12 protein-coding genes are annotated in these 14717 nt (G+C 72.6%); 8 read left to right on the top strand and 4 right to left on the bottom strand.

The features are described from left to right. Positions 1–63: 63 nt before the first annotated feature. Positions 64–348: a hypothetical protein gene (locus EZH22_RS13590; protein WP_203196112.1), complete on the top strand. Its 285-nt coding sequence runs from the start codon at positions 64–66 to the stop codon at positions 346–348. A 235-nt stretch (positions 349–583) separates the two neighbouring features. Further along, a complete protein-coding gene (locus EZH22_RS13585) occupies positions 584–3193 on the top strand; it encodes a carbohydrate-binding family V/XII (RefSeq protein WP_203196111.1) in 2610 nt (869 codons plus the stop codon). A gap of 61 nt (positions 3194–3254) precedes the next feature. On the opposite strand, the gene mdoH is transcribed toward EZH22_RS13585, so the two are convergent. Beyond that, entirely contained in the window at positions 3255–5078 is a 1824-nt protein-coding gene (gene mdoH / locus EZH22_RS13580; RefSeq protein ID WP_203196110.1) for a glucans biosynthesis glucosyltransferase MdoH, read from the bottom strand. An 88-nt stretch (positions 5079–5166) separates the two neighbouring features. Here mdoH and EZH22_RS13575 point away from each other — a divergent pair, with 88 nt between their 5' ends. From EZH22_RS13575 to EZH22_RS13560, 4 genes are read left to right on the top strand one after another with little or no spacing between them, the layout of a single operon-like run. Then, a complete protein-coding gene (locus tag EZH22_RS13575) occupies positions 5167–6135 on the top strand; it encodes a zinc-dependent alcohol dehydrogenase (RefSeq protein ID WP_231711466.1) in 969 nt (322 codons plus the stop codon). A 30-nt stretch (positions 6136–6165) separates the two neighbouring features. Continuing rightward, the gene (locus EZH22_RS13570) at positions 6166–6597 is read left to right on the top strand and encodes a 6-pyruvoyl trahydropterin synthase family protein (RefSeq protein ID WP_203196108.1); all 432 of its coding nucleotides are present in this window, start codon (positions 6166–6168) and stop codon (positions 6595–6597) included. Between the two features lie 18 nt (positions 6598–6615). Next, entirely contained in the window at positions 6616–7656 is a 1041-nt protein-coding gene (locus EZH22_RS13565) for a glycosyltransferase family 4 protein (protein WP_203196107.1), read from the top strand. Continuing rightward, positions 7653–8507, top strand: coding sequence for an SAM-dependent methyltransferase (locus tag EZH22_RS13560; RefSeq protein WP_203196106.1), 855 nt, complete (start codon positions 7653–7655; stop codon positions 8505–8507). Before EZH22_RS13565 ends, EZH22_RS13560 begins: the two co-directional genes overlap by 4 nt. A gap of 19 nt (positions 8508–8526) precedes the next feature. Here the strand turns inward: EZH22_RS13560 and ftsY are convergent, their stop codons facing one another. From ftsY to dapF, 3 genes are read right to left on the bottom strand one after another with little or no spacing between them, the layout of a single operon-like run. After that, positions 8527–9786 (bottom strand): signal recognition particle-docking protein FtsY, encoded by a 1260-nt coding sequence (gene ftsY / locus EZH22_RS13555; RefSeq protein ID WP_203196105.1) that lies wholly within the window; start codon positions 9784–9786, stop codon positions 8527–8529. A 25-nt stretch (positions 9787–9811) separates the two neighbouring features. Beyond that, complete coding sequence (gene mtaB / locus EZH22_RS13550) at positions 9812–11125, bottom strand: tRNA (N(6)-L-threonylcarbamoyladenosine(37)-C(2))-methylthiotransferase MtaB (RefSeq protein WP_203196104.1); 1314 nt, start codon at positions 11123–11125, stop codon at positions 9812–9814. Then, positions 11125–11982: a diaminopimelate epimerase gene (dapF, locus tag EZH22_RS13545; protein ID WP_203196103.1), complete on the bottom strand. Its 858-nt coding sequence runs from the start codon at positions 11980–11982 to the stop codon at positions 11125–11127. The genes mtaB and dapF overlap by 1 nt, the downstream gene beginning before the upstream one ends. 234 nt (positions 11983–12216) lie before the next feature. Here dapF and EZH22_RS13540 point away from each other — a divergent pair, with 234 nt between their 5' ends. Then, on the top strand, positions 12217–12945 hold the full coding sequence (locus EZH22_RS13540; protein ID WP_203196102.1) for a GyrI-like domain-containing protein: 729 nt from the start codon (positions 12217–12219) through the stop codon (positions 12943–12945). 105 nt (positions 12946–13050) lie between these two features. Further along, positions 13051–14622: a DUF3300 domain-containing protein gene (locus EZH22_RS13535; protein WP_203196101.1), complete on the top strand. Its 1572-nt coding sequence runs from the start codon at positions 13051–13053 to the stop codon at positions 14620–14622. The last annotated feature ends 95 nt before the right edge of the window (positions 14623–14717 follow it).

Raw genomic sequence — 14717 nt, 5'->3', positions numbered from 1 at the left:
GACGGCCGGACCGCACGGCGGTAGCTGCCACGTCCGGCCCACCCGGTTTTTCGCGAGAGTCACATGAAGACGCGGTCCATCATCGTCATGGCGGGAGCAACGCTCCTCGTCGCTAGCGCATTCGGAGGCAACCTGGTGCGTGCCTTCCCGGCGGAGCCGGCACCGGCTCCGGGCGTCGCCCAAATCGCCCAGGCCACCGAGGCGCCTTACCAGTGGCACGGCTATTTCGGGCCCCGGCTCGTGGTGACCGACGCCTATGTGCCCTCCTGCCCGCTGCGCAAGATGTGGGTGGACACCGATTCCGGCCCGCGCCTCAAATGGCGCCGCGCCTGCCCGGACCAGGGCTAGGATCGACCGGCGCACGGTCCGGCCCGCGTCCATCGGGATCGCCAGGCACGGCGAAAACACAAGCAAAATGGCGCCCGGATGCCGGTCTGTCCTCGGCGTCCAGCGCCGGGAGTGGGCGCGGCGGCGTGCGCTTGAAGCGCCTGGCGTGCCTGGAGCAGGCGCTCGGCCCCGCTGACGCTCGACACGGAACATGGTAGTCCTGCGCCGCCCCTGAGATCGGGGAGGGAGGGTCTTCATGACGCGACTTTGGAGAGGAGCTCCGGCGGCCGCGCTCGCCGCCGCGCTGCTCTTGAGCACCGGCGGTCACGCGCAGCAGCAGCCGCCCGCCGCTGCCCAGCCCACCACCGGCCAGCAGGCCACCGGCCCGTCCGCGCCGCTGCCCTGGCCCCGCGATTTCGACCTCGGCGACAACCAGCTCCTTCAGCTCTACCAGCCGCAGATCGACAGCTGGAACGGCGACCAGATGGCCGGCCGCGCCGCCGTGGCCATCGGCCCGAAGTCCGGTACCCCCACATACGGCATGGTGCGTTTCTCCACCCGCGTGGCGGTGGACAAGCCGGCCGGCCTCGTCCACCTCGCCACCCTCTCCATCGACGGCGTAGAGGTGCCCACCGAACCGGACAAGGCCGCTCTCATCCGCTCGACGCTCCAGTCCCGCCTGCCGGCGGACGGCATGACCATCCCGCTCGACCAGCTCCAGGCGAGCTACGCGGTGAACCAGGAACTGGCCAAGCTGAAGACCCAGCCGGTGGACAACACCCCGCCGCAGATCGTGTTCACCACCGCCGCCACCATCCTCGTGCCGGTGTCCGGCGCGCCGGCGCTGCGGCCGATCAAGGACGTCACCGGCTTCCAGCGCATCATCAACACGCGCCCGCTGCTGCTGCTCGACGAGGCCGGCACCTATCATCTGGAAGCCGCCGGCCACTGGTATGAATCCACCTCGCTCGGGGGCAGCTGGATCCTCACGCCGCAGGTGTCCGACGCCCTCACCGCCGCCGGCAAGGCGGCGAGCCAGGAGATCCCCGGCGATCCCCTGCTCAACAGCCAGGGCAAGCCCATCAACCCGGCGCCGGCGATCCTGGTGAGCAGCAAGCCCACGGAGCTGATCCAGACCGAGGGCCAGCCGCAGATGCTGCCGGTGGTGGGCACCAACCTGCTCACCATGAACAACGCCGACCACGCCGTGTTCATGGAGACCACCTCCAACACCTATTACGTGCTGATCTCCGGCCGCTGGTTCCGGGCCCCGGACCTGAAGGGCCCGTGGGCCTTCGTGGCCAGCGACGCCCTGCCGAAGGACTTCGCCAAGATCAATCCCAACGATCCCAAGGCCAACGTGCTGGTCTCGGTCGCCGGCACGCCTCAGGCCAAGGAAGCGGCCATCGCCGCCACCATCCCGCAGACCGCCTCGGTCAAGCGGACGCTGGAGCTCAAGGTGGTCTATGACGGCGCGCCGCGGTTCGAGCCCATCGCCGGCACCCCCCTGACCTATGCGGTGAACACCCCCACCCCGGTGATCCGCCTCGACGGCCAGCGCTTCTATGCCGTGAACAACGGCGCCTGGTTCGTCGCCGAGGGTGCGGCCGGCCCGTGGCGGGTCGCCGACGTGGTGCCGGACGTGATCTACACGATCCCGGTCTCCTCGCCGCTCCACTACGTCACCTACGTGCGCATCTACGCCACCACCCCCGACGCGGTGGTGGTGGGCTACACGCCCGGCTACATGGGCGTGGTGGTGGCGCCGGGCGGCACGGTGGTCTACGGCACCGGCTACACCTGCCCCGGCTATGTGGGCACCTACTGGTTCTCCTGCCCGGTCACCTACGGCCTCGGCGCCGGCTTCGCCCTCGGGGTCGACGACGGCTTTGCCTTCGGCTTCGCCACCGGCTGGACCTGGGGCGCGGCGGTGTGGCCCTATTGGGGTCCCTACTGGCATCCGTGGGGTCCCTATGGCCCCTATGGTCCTTACGGCCCGTGGGGTCCGCACGGCTACGGCCCGTGGGGCGGCCACTGGGGCTACACCAACATCAACCAGACCAACCTGTATGGCCGCTGGGGCGGCGCCGCCACGGTGAACCACGCCTGGGGCACCACCTGGAACGGCACCGAGTGGTCCGGCCGCAACTGGCACGGCACCACCGCGGGCGACACCCACTTCACCGGCCGCTCGGCCGCGGCGTTCAATCCCTATTCGGGGAACTACGCCGCCGGCCGCGAGAACGCCCGCGACAACCCGGCCACCGGGGCGCGCGGGGAATCGCGGGCGGGCGTGGCGGGCAACGCCTATACCGGCAATGCCGCGGCGGGCCGCGAGTCCGCCGGCTACAACCCCGCCACCGGCACCGGCCACGCCTCGCAGACCGCCGTCACCGACAAGGACGGCAAAGTCAGCGTGGACAGCCGCGGCGTCGCCGGCAACGCCAAGACCGGCAATGCGGTGGCCTGGAACAACGGCCACGTGGCGGTGGACCACGACGGCAACGTCTACCAGCACACCGACTCGGGCTGGAGCAAGAACACTGGCTCCGGCTGGCAGAGCGTGGACCGCAACGCCAACACCAGCACCCTCGACAACGAGGAGCGCGCCCGCGCCACCAGCGAGCAGCGGGTGTCGAGCTATGGCCGCAGCAGCTATGGCGGCGACGGCTTCGGCGGCGATGCCTTCGGCCGGGGTGACACCTTCGGCGGCGGCGACCGTTTCGGCGGCGGCTTCGGCGGCGACGGCTTCGGCGGCGGGGACCGCTTCGGCTCCGGCGGCTTCGACCGCGGGTTCGGCGGCTTCGGCGGCGGTGGCCGAGGCTTCGGGGGCGGCTTCGGCGGAGGGTTCGGCGGCCGCCGCTGACCCCGCCGTCACACGACGAAAGGCCGGGCACCCGCCCGGCCTTTTTATTGCCCGGAAAGCCTCAGGCGGCCTGCCCCAGCCCCGCCTCCGCGCCGGCGAGGATGCGCTGCACCGGCGTCGGCGCGAACTCCTCCGGCACGGCGCAGAGCTTCAGCCGGACCGCCAGCCGCCCCATGCGCGGATCGGCGGTGAGCACGGTGAAGGGGACTGCGAGCACATAACCCGCCAGCACTGGCGCCGCCCACAGCACCAGCACCGGCTGGACGGCGAGGAGCCCCCCCGTCACCGCCAGGCCGAACAGTGTCTGCGGCCAGAAGCAGCGCAGCGCGGTACCCCAGCCTACCCTGTGCCCGTCGCGGACCTGTGCCCGCCAGCCGGAACGGGCGCGGCCGAGGAGGAGCCGGCCGATCTGCCCCGTCACCGCCAGCGCCGTGATGGCGGAGAGGAGGAAGGAGAACGCCAGCTCCACCACGACCGCTATGGCGAACCGGCGCGGCCCGCCATAGCGGGCGACCCCGCCCGACGTCAGCGCCACGTCGGCGACGCCGGCGAGCTTGGGCGTGAGCGCCAGCACCAGCATGCCGCCATAGAGGGCGAGGGCGAGCCCGGCCGGATAATCCGGCGTCGCCAGCGCCTCGGCGGCGGCGAACGGCAGCAGGGCCAGCAGCAGCGGATGCGCCGGCACGGTGACAAACATGAGGACGGCCCAGACCAGCTGGAAGCGGCTCATGGGCAGGAGGCTCGCGGCAAAGCCGGGCCGGGCCAGCAACCGCAGATATTGCAGGTTGCCGAGGCACCAGCGCAGGTCGCGGGTGACGAAGTCGGTGGCGGCGGGCGGATTCTCCTCGTAGCTCTCGCTCTCCACCGGCAGCACCCGCGCCTCGTAGCCGGCACGGCGCATCAGCGCCGCCTCCACCTGGTCGTGGGAGAGGATCGGCCCGCCCAGCGGCGGGATGCCCGGCAGGGCCGGCAGGTGGCAGGCGTCGCGGAACGGGGCGATACGGATCAGGGCATTGTGGCCCCAGAAGGGGCCGCAATCCGCCGTCCACCAGCTGGCGCCGAGCGTGTAGCAGCGCATGCCGTGGCGCATGCCGAACTGGAAGATGCGGGCGAACGCGCTCTGCGCCGGCAGACCCACCACGAGGCTCTGCAGGATGCCCAGCCGCGGGTGGGCGGCCATGAGGCGCACCATGTGCAGGATGGTGCCGGCCCCCATCAGGCTGTCGGCGTCCAGCGGCAGCATGAAGTCGTAGCGCTCGCCGGCGGCAAGGCAGAAGTCGCGGATGTTGCCGGCCTTGAAGTCGGTATTCTGCGCCCGCCGGCGGTAGAAGATGCGCGCCGCGCCCTCCTGTGCCTTCCAGGCGGCCACGGCCTCCTCCTCGGCGGCGGCGATCTCGGGCCGGGAGGTATCGCTGAGGACATGGAAATCGAACGCGCCCCCCTGCCCGCTGGCATCGAGGTCCGCTTTCACGGCCTTGAGACGGGCCAGAGCGCGGACGGGGTCCTCGTTGCGCAGGGTCATGAGAACGGCGGTCCGCTGGGTCACCGGGCCACCCGGCTCCGGCGACCCGGGGAAGGGGGCGGCCGCTTCCAGCCCGCGCCGGCCGCCATGGGCGAGGCGCAGCCCGACGAGCGCGTTCCAGAAGCCGATGGTGTTCCACGGCGTGATGGCGAGGGCGCACAGCGCCAGCGCGCCATCCACCACGGTGAAGCCCCCGGCGGCGCCGAGCACCCCCATGCCCGCCAGAAGCAGGGCCAGGGTGACGCCATTGGCGGCGAGCATGAACAGCCGCCGCCGGCGCAGCGCGCCCATGGGCTGGAGGAGAGCGGGGGTAAAGGCATCCGCAGGAAGCCGCCGGGGGATTGGACCGGACCGCGAAGACATGCATAGCTCCCTTCGCCGCCCGCAGCGGCATTCCCCGTGGCTATACGAAAGCGCAGGCATGGCAGCCACCGATGCGTCAAAATGCCCCATGACCGCGCGCGCACTCTGGTACGTCGGCCCGGGCAGCTGTGCCCTGCGCACCGCGCCGCTGCCGGACGCCGCCGCCGGCCATGCGCGCATCGAGAGCTTGTGGAGCGGCATCAGCCGCGGCACCGAGCGCCTTGTCTTCCGGGGGCTCGCCGACCCGATCCACCGCGACCGCATGCGCGCGCCCTTGCAGGACGGCGATTTCCCCTTCCCGGTGAAATACGGCTACAGCGCGGTCGGCCGCGTGGAGGAGGGCCCGGCGGAGCTTCTGGGCCGCACGGTGTTCGCCCTTGCCCCGCATCAGGACCGCTTCCGCCTCCCCGCCGACGCGCTGGTGCCGGTGCCCGATGGCGTTCCCGCCCGCCGGGCGACCCTCGCCGCCAACATGGAGACGGCGCTGAACGCGCTCTGGGATGCCGGCGCCGGCCCCGGCGACCGCATCGCGGTGGTGGGAACCGGGCTCGTCGGCCTGCTCGTGGCCTACCTCGCCGCCCGCCTGCCGGGGGCCGAGGTCACCGCCATCGACCCCGACGCCCGCCGCGCCCCGCTCGCCACCGCCTTCGGCGCCGCCTTCGCGCCGGCGGGGCCGAAGGCGCTCGATGCCGACATCGTGTTCCACACCTCCGGCACCGGGGCGGGCCTCGCCACGGCGCTGGGCTGCTGCGGCGAGGAAGGCCGCCTCGTGGAAATGAGCTGGTACGGCGACAGGGCGGTGGAGATCGGGCTCGGCGGCGCCTTCCACCACCGGCGGCTTGCGATCCTCTCCTCGCAGGTGGGGCAGGTGAGCCCCTCCCGCCGACCGCGCTGGAGCCACCGGCGCCGGCTCGCCAAGGCCCTCGACCTCCTCGCCGACCCGCGCCTCGACGCGCTCATCACCGAGGAAGTCGCCTTCGACGATCTGCCACAGGCCCTGCCGCGTATTCTCTGCGACGGGGCGGCAGGCATCGCCACCGTCGTGCGCTACACATAGCGCCGGACCAACGGCAGAGGGGAAGCGCGCATGTATGCGGTGGAAGTGCGGGACCACATCATGATCGCCCACAGCTTCAAGGGCGCCCTGTTCGGCCCCGCCCAGGCCCTGCACGGCGCCACCTTCGTGGTGGACGTGGCCTTCTTCCGCGCGGAGCTGACGGTGGAGGGGGTGGTGGTGGATATCGGCCGCGCCCATGAGGCGCTCAAGGGCGTGCTCGGCCCGCTCAACTACCGCAACCTCGACGACCTGCCCGCCTTCGCCGGCCGCAACACCACCACCGAGGTGCTCTGCCGCCACGTCTTCGACCGGATGGCGGAAGCCGCGCGCGCCGGTACGCTGGGCGCCGGCAGCGATGGCCTCGCCCGCATCCGGGTGACCCTGCACGAATCCCACGTGGCCCGCGCCTGGTACGAGGCGGACCTCGGCGCCGACGCGGCGTCGCTGCAACTGATCTCCTGAGATCGAATGCGAGGCTGAATGCGCGTTGCCTTCGTCCATCCCGGCGACATCGAGACGCCCACCGGCGGCTACGCCTATGACCGCCGGATGATCCGCGAGCTCGGCGCGGCGGGCCTCGACATCGCGCCGCTGCGCCTCGACGGCGCGTTTCCCACGCCCTCGGCGGGAGAGATGGAAGCAGCGCTCGCACGGCTCGCCGCCACGCCGCCAGATACGCTGCTGCTCGGCGACGGCCTCGCGCTCTCGGTGCTGCCGGCGGAGCGGCTGAAGCGCCTCGGCCGGCGCACGGTGGCGCTGGTGCACCACCCGCTGGCGCTGGAAACGGGGCTCGACCGGGCGGCGGCGCATGCGCTCCATGCAAGCGAACAGGCGGTGCTCGCCATCGTCGACGCCGTCATCGCCATCAGCCCCGAGACGTGGCGCATGCTGATCGCGCGCTATGGCGTCACCCCGGAGCGCATGACCCTTGCCCTGCCGGGCACCGAGCCGGCGGCGCGGGTGCCGGCGGACGGCGCGCCGCCGCGACTCATTGCGGTGGGATCGCTGACGCCGCGCAAGGGCTACGACGTGCTCCTCGACGCGGTCGAACGGCTGGGCGACCTGGATTTCACCCTGACCATCGTCGGCACGCCGGACCTCGATCCCGGCACCGCCGCGCGCATCGCCGGCCGCGTCGCCGCCATGCCCGGCGGCCGCGTGCGGCTCGCCGGGCAGCTTGATACGGCGCAACTCGATGCCGCCTACGCAGCGGCGGACATCATGGTGCATCCCGCCTTCTACGAGGGCTACGGCATGGTGTTGGCGGAAGCCATGCGGCGCGGCCTGCCGGTGGTCTGCACCACCGGCGGCGCGGCGGGCGAGACGGTGCCGGATGGCGCCGGCCTCAAGGTGCCGCCGGACGACGCCGCCGCGCTGGCCGCCGCATTGCGCCGGCTGATCGGGGACAGGGCGCTGCGCCGCCGGCTCGCCGATGGCGCGTTCACCGCCGGGCAGGCCCTGCCCTCCTGGCAGGATACGGCCCGCATCATCGCCGGCGTCCTCACGAAGGTGGCGACATGAGCCCGCCCGCCGCCACATTCTCCGACGATTGGCTCGCCTTGCGCGAGGCGGCGGACCATGCGGCCCGCAGCGCGGCGCTGGAGGACGAGCTGGCGCGCCGGCTCGCCGGCCTGGAGGTGCAGCGCATCGTCGATCTCGGGGCCGGCACCGGCTCGAACCTGCGCGCCCTCGCCCCGCGCCTCGGGATCCGCCAGCACTGGACGCTGCTCGACCACGATGCAGGGCTGGCACAGGCTGCCCGTGCCCGCCTCGCGGCCTTCGCCGATGCGGCGCGCGAAGAGGAGGACGGGCTCGTCCTGCGCATTGGCCCGCGCGAGATCCGGGTGGATTTCGCCATCGCCGACCTTGCCGCCGATCCCGCCGCGGCGCGCGGCTTCGGGCCGCATCTGGTGACCGCGTCCGCCTTCTTCGACCTCGTGTCGGGGGCGTGGTGCGCCCGCTTCGCCAAGGCCTTCGCGGGGAGCGGCATCCTCCTTCACGCCGCCTTGACCTGCGACGGACGCGACGCCTGGATGCCACCCCACCCGGCGGACGCGGCCATCGCCGCCGGGTTTCGCGCGCATCAGGGCACGGACAAGGGCTTCGGGCCGGCGGCCGGCGCCGATGCGGCGCGCTGGCTCGGCGCGGCGCTGGCCGAGGCCGGCTATGCGGTGCGGGTCGCCGACAGCCCGTGGCGGCTGGGACCGTCCGAGCGGGCCCTCATCACGACGCTCGCCGACGGCACGGCGCGGGCCGCCGTGGAAAGCGGCGGGGTGGACGAGGCGACGGCCGGGGACTGGGCGCGCCATGCGGCCGAGGCGGATGCCTGCACCATCGGCCACGTGGACCTCATGGCGACGCCCCGGGGTTAGGACGGCCGGGGCGAGAAGCTCACTCCAGCCCGGCGATGGCGCGGGCGAAGTCGCGGGCGGCGAAGGGCTGGAGGTCGTCCGCCCCCTCGCCCACGCCGATGAGGTGGATGGGCAGGGAATGCTTTGCCGCGATGGCGACGAGGATGCCGCCGCGGGCCGTGCCGTCGAGCTTGGTCATGACCAGCCCGGTCACCCCGGCGATGCGGGTGAAGGCCTCCACCTGGGACAGCGCGTTCTGCCCCACCGTGGCGTCGAGCACGAGCAGCACCGCGTGAGGCGCGCCGGGCTCCAGCTTCCGGATGACGCGCACCACCTTCTCCAGCTCGGCCATGAGCTCGGCACGGTTCTGCAGGCGCCCGGCGGTATCCACCAGGAGGATGTCTGCCCCCTCCTCCCGCGCCTGGGTCACCGCGTCGTGGGCGACGCCCGCCGCGTCCGCCCCCTGCTCGCGGGCGATGACGGTGGCGCCGGTGCGCTGGCCCCACACCTTGAGCTGCTCGATGGCGGCGGCGCGGAAGGTGTCGCCGGCGGCGAGCACCACCTTCTTCCCCTCCCCCACCCATTGGGCGGCGAGCTTGCCGATGGTGGTGGTCTTGCCCGAGCCGTTGACGCCCACCATGAGCACCACGAACGGCTTGTGCGCGGCATCCACCATCAGGGGCCGCGCCACGGGGGCGAGGATCGCCTCCACTTCGGCGGCGATGAGGCCCTTCACCTCCTCGGGCGCGATCATCTTGTCGTGCCGGCCCTTGCCCACCGCCTCGACGATGCGGGCGGCGGTCGCGACGCCGAGGTCGGCGCGGATGAGCACGTCCTCCAGCTCCTCCAGGGTCTCGGCGTCGAGCTTGCGCTTGCTGACGAGGTCGGTGATGCCCTGTCCGAGGCTGGACGCGGTGCGGGCGAGACCCGAAGCAAGGCGGCTCCAGAATCCCCTGGCCGGAGTCGGGGCCGGCGCGGTCGGCTCCGAACCGGAAGGGCGCTCCGGCTCGGGTGAAGGCGGCGGTTCGGGCTCGACCACGGCCTCGGGGACAAACACAGGCTCCGGCGGGACCGGCGCTTCCGGTTCCACCACGGGGATCGCATCCGGCTCCACCGGCATGGGCGCCTCGGCGACTTCCGCCGGCGGGGCAGGCGGCTCCTCGGCCGGGGGCGCGGATGGCGCAGACGTGGCGGGCTCCTCGGCCGCTGGCGCCTTGGCGGGCTCTTCGGCGCCACCCTTCAGCCAGCCCCAGAAGCCGCCCTTCTTCCTGCTCGGGTCCTTGGGATCCTCGTGGCTCATGGCTGGCTGCCGCTCCTGGAAAGGGTCATGCCGCGATCAGCCGCACGCCGTCATGTCCGGCGATGCGCAGCTCCGCGAGGCTCCCGCGCTCGGTCGGCCGGGCGAGCCGCACGGGGGTGAAATGCTCGGTGTGGCCGCGCCCTCCGGCCTCCACCAGCACCGTCCGGCGCCGGCCGACCTGCGCTCCCAGGTGCCGCCGCAGCAGGGCGGATGCGGTCTCGCGCAGCCGCAGCGCCCGCTCGGCCACCACCGGCGGGGGCAGAAGCGGCATCCGGGCCGCCGGGGTGCCGGGGCGGGCGGAGAAGGGGAAGACGTGCAGGAAGGCGAGGCCCGCTTCCTCCGCGAAGGCGCGGGTGGCGCGCGCCTGCACCTCGGTCTCGGTGGGAAAGCCGGCGATCATATCCGCCCCCAGCACCACGTCCGGACGCGCCCGCCGCAGGGCCGCGACGAAGGCGAGGGCCTCAGCGCGGGTATGACGGCGCTTCATGCGCTTGAGGATCAGGTCGTCGCCCGACTGGAAGGACAGGTGCAGATGCGGCATCAGCCGCTCTTCCTCGGCAAGCGCCCGCATGAGCACGTCGTCGGCCTCCACCGCGTCGATGGAGGACAGGCGCAGGCGCGCCAGCTCCGGCACGCCCTTGAGCACCGCGCGCACCAGCCGGCCGAGGGTGGGGGTGCCCGGCAGGTCGGCGCCATAGGCGGTGAGGTCGACGCCGGTGAGCACGGCCTCGCGGTGGCCGTTTTCCACCAGCCGGCGCACATGCTCCACCACCGCGCCCATGGGCACGCTGCGAGAGGGGCCGCGGCCGAAGGGGATGATGCAGAAGGTGCAGCGGTGGTCGCAGCCGTTCTGCACCTCCACGAAGGCGCGGGTATGCCCGTCGAAGCGGTCGGCAAGGTGGGGCGTCGCGGCGCGCACCGCCGCCATGTCCTGCACCTGCACCTTCTGTTCGTCCGGGATGCCGAAGGCCAGCGCCGCCCGAGCCCCGGCCCAGGTGCCGGGATCGGTCTTGGCCGCATTGCCCAGCACCAGGTCCACTTCGTCCATGCGGGCGAAGGCCTCCGGATCGGTCTGCGCCGCGCAGCCGGTGACGACGATGCGCCGCGCCGGATCCTCCCGCCGCGCCCGCCGGATGGCCTGGCGCGCCTGGCGCACCGCCTCCGCCGTCACCGCGCAGGTGTTGACCACGAGCATGTCGACCACGCGGGCGTCGGCGAGGCCCGCGGCGGCCGCCGCGCGGGCGATGCCGTCGCCTTCCAGGGCATTGAGCCGGCAGCCGAAGCTGACGACGCGCACCGCGTCGCCCGCGTCCTCGCCGCATTCCGCCGCAAGGGGCATCAGGCGACATCCTCGAGCATGGCGGGGGTGAGGGTGCCGGAGAATTCGTGCGCCACCGGCCCGGTCATGAGCACGTGGGAATCGCCCTCGCGCCAGACGATCTCCAGGTCGCCGCCCGGCAGGGTCACCGTGGTGGCGCGGCCGGCGCGGCCGGTGCGCGCGGCGGACACCGCGGCGGCGCAGGCGGCGGTGCCGCAGGCGCGGGTGCGCCCGGCGCCGCGTTCCCACACATGCAGCCGGACGCGATCCGGCGCGGTGAGGCTGGCAAACGAGATGTTGGCCCGCTCGGGAAACAGCGGATGATGCTCCAGCGCAGCGCCGAGACCCTCCACGTCCACCCTGTCCGCGTCGGGCACGAAGAAGACGGCATGGGGATTGCCCATGCTGACGAGGCTCGCCGGCCCCAGTTGCTCGAAGCCCGGCACAAGCACCGCGGCGGTGTCGCCCACGTCGCGCGAGAGGGGGATTTCGGTCCAGGCGAAGCGCGGCGCACCCATGTCCACCCGCACCTGCCCGTCGGCGCGCACCGCGCAGTCGAGGAGGCCGGCCTCGCTCTCGAACAGCACGTGCGGCGCGCCGGTCGCCTGCGCCTCCAGCGCGGCGATGCAGCGCGTGCCGTTGCCACAGGCCGCGGAATAGGAGCCGTCGGAATTGAGGATGCGCACGAAGGCGGCCGTCCCGGCCCGCCGGGGCGGATAGAGCACCATCGCCTGGTCGAACGGCAGGACCGAGGGACGCGCCAACGCCCGCGCCGCAGCCGGCGGCACATCCACCGGATCGGCGCGCAGGTCCAGCACGAGGATCTCGTTGCCGAGGCCGTTCATCTTCACGAATGGGCGATGGGCGAGCGGGTTCACGGCGCAGGTCTTCGATGAGGCTCAGGTTCGGCAAGGCGCAGGATTGAAGGCCCTATATGGCCCCGATCCGCCGCCGGCGCCACCCCCGGCACGCCGGGCCGCCACGGGCGCCGCAAAGCCGTCGCAATCAAGCCCGGTTGCAACCGCGGGACCGCCCGCAAAGCGCCGTCTCGTCAGGGCGTTGGATCATGCTAGAAACAGCCATCCCTGCTTCGGCAGTGAGGAGAACTGGACATGCTCGGGTTGCGTTGGAGAAGAACGAAGACCGGACCGGCGGGCACGCGCGCACGCGTCGCGCCTCTTCAGGCCTCTGTTCTGGCGGCGGCGCTGATGGGCGCGGGGCTCCTGGGTGCCGGAACGCTTCCCCTCCGCGCCCAGGGCGCGGCGACGCCGGCAACCCCCGACGTGGCTCCGGCACCGGGACCGTCGGCGCCCGCGCCGGGCACCTCGCCCATCGATCCGAAACCGGTGGAGACCGTGCCCGTCTCGCCGTCCGGCCGATCGCTTGCACCGCAGGAAATCACCCTCTCCCCGGTGCCGGTGCTGACGCTTTCCGGCCACGCGAGCTGGGAGGAGGCCTATGACAGGCTCGTCACCAGCCTGCAGCAGGCGGACAAGGAGCTGAAGCGCCTGGGCCTGGCGCGGTCCGGCGACGCCTTCGTGGTCTATTCCTCGAGCGACGACCTCGGCTTCGAGTACGAAGTGCAGCTTCCCTTCTCTGGTACCACCACGGAAAAGCCGCAGGGCGGTATGAAGATAGGCGGATCGTTCGCCGGCAAGGTGCTGAAGTTCAGCCACGCCGGCTCATTCGCCGACATGGACAATACCTACGAGCAGATTGCGAACTATCTGGACGAGAAGAACGTTGAGCAGAACGAGCTCTATATCGAGCAGTATCGCTCCGACCTCCTCACCGCCAAGCCGGAAGCGCTGGAGATCGACATCCTGGTTCCGGTTCAATGAAGTCCACAAGAGCGTCCGAGTATCAACGACGTGCGCCGCAACGGCGCTAAAAATGTCTTTGTCTGCAATGCGCTCAGGGGCGTGACGCAGGGGTAGGAGGGCCGAATGGCAGGTTTCACAGTAGCGACATGCGTCAAGGGACGCGCGGGAAACTGGTCCCGCGTGGCCGTGGCGGCCGTGTTCGGATGGTCCACGGCGGTCTATCCGGTGCTGGCGCAGACGCCACCGGCCGATCCGCCGGCCCAGGGAGCCCCTCAGGTCGCGCCCGACCAGCCGCCGCCCCCCGGCGCACAGCCGGCACAGGTCCCGCCCGTTCCGGACGCGGCGCAGGCGACCGGCCCCACCTATTCGCTCAGCGACCTGGAATACATCCTGGGTCCGGTGGCCCTCTATCCCGACCCGCTGCTGGCCATCCTGTTCCCGGCCACGCTGTTCCCCGAGCAGATCGTGGACGCCTATAACTGGATCGAGGCCAATCCGCGCCTGGTTCAGGCGCGGAACTTCGCGCAGGTGGACGCCAGGGACTGGGATTCCTCGGTGAAGGCGCTCGTGCGCTTTCCGGACGTGATCCGCCAGCTCCATGATCACATGGAATGGTCCGAATCCCTCGGCCTCGCCTTCTCCACCCAGCCGCAGGATGTCTCCACCACCATCCAGATGCTGCGCGCCAAGGCGCAGAGCGTCGGCAACCTGAAGTCCACGCCGCAGCAGGTGGTCACCACCCGCGAGGAGGGCGGCCAGCGCACCATCTATATCGCGCCGGCCAACCCCGAGCGGATCTACGTCCCCGTCTACGACAGCTCCTCCGCCTTCACCACCTTCGCCACCGGGGCCCTGCTGTTCGGCACCGCCGTGCTCGTGGGCTCGGCCTGGAACAACAACTGGGGCTGGAACAACCGCGGCTGGAACTCGGTGTGGGTCGTGCCGCCGCGCTGGAACCGGCCGCCCCATTGGGGTCCCGGCTGGGGCGGTCGCCCGCCGGCCTGGGGGCCTGGCCCGTGGCGTCCCGGCCGCCCCGGCGGTCCGGGTGGTCCCGGCGGCCCTGGCGGTCCCGGTGGCATCGGCGGCCCGGGTCGTCCCGGACTTCCCGGCGGTCCCGGTCGCCCCGGTGGTCCCGGCGGCCCCGGATTTCCCGGCGGCCCTGGGGGCATCGGCGGTCCCGGTCGCCCCGGACTTCCCGGCGGTCCCGGCGGTATTGGTGGTCCCGGCCGTCCCGGCGGCCCCGGTGGTCCCGGCCTTCCCGGTCGTCCTGGTGGTCCTGGCGGTCCTGGCGGCCCCGGTGGTCCTGGCGGCCCGGGTCGCCCAGGCGGTCCCGGCGGCCCCGGTTTGCCCGGAGGTCCCGGAGGTCCTGGTGGTCCTGGCAGCGTGCGGCCCGACCGGCCGAATCTGCCCGGCGACCGGCCCGGCGCTGGCAATCGGCCCAACGTGAACCGGCCGAACGTCGACCGCCCGGCGACCGGCAATCGGCCGAATGCCCAGCGTCCCGGCGCCGGGCAGAACCGCCCGAACGTCCAGCGCCCCAGTGGCCAGAACGTGCGCAACCGCGCGCAGCAGGCGCGACCCCAGCAGCGGGCGCGGCCCCACCAGCAGGCACGGCCGCAGCAGCGAGCCCGGCCCCAGCAGCGGGCGCGGCCGCAGCAGAACGCCCGCCCGCGTGGCGGCGCTCGGGGACGCTGAAACCTGTCGTCCCGCGTCGAGGGTTCGGCGCGGGACGACACCTGATCCGCCCCACGGGGCGGATCAGTCTCAAAGACGGTGCGGGCCTCCCCGTT

Origin of the sequence: Xanthobacter dioxanivorans (assembly GCF_016807805.1) — a bacterium.
In the GTDB taxonomy this organism is placed as follows: domain Bacteria; phylum Pseudomonadota; class Alphaproteobacteria; order Rhizobiales; family Xanthobacteraceae; genus Xanthobacter; species Xanthobacter dioxanivorans.
Note: the sequence above shows the minus strand (reverse complement) of the source record. Positions and strands in the feature narration are given on the sequence as shown.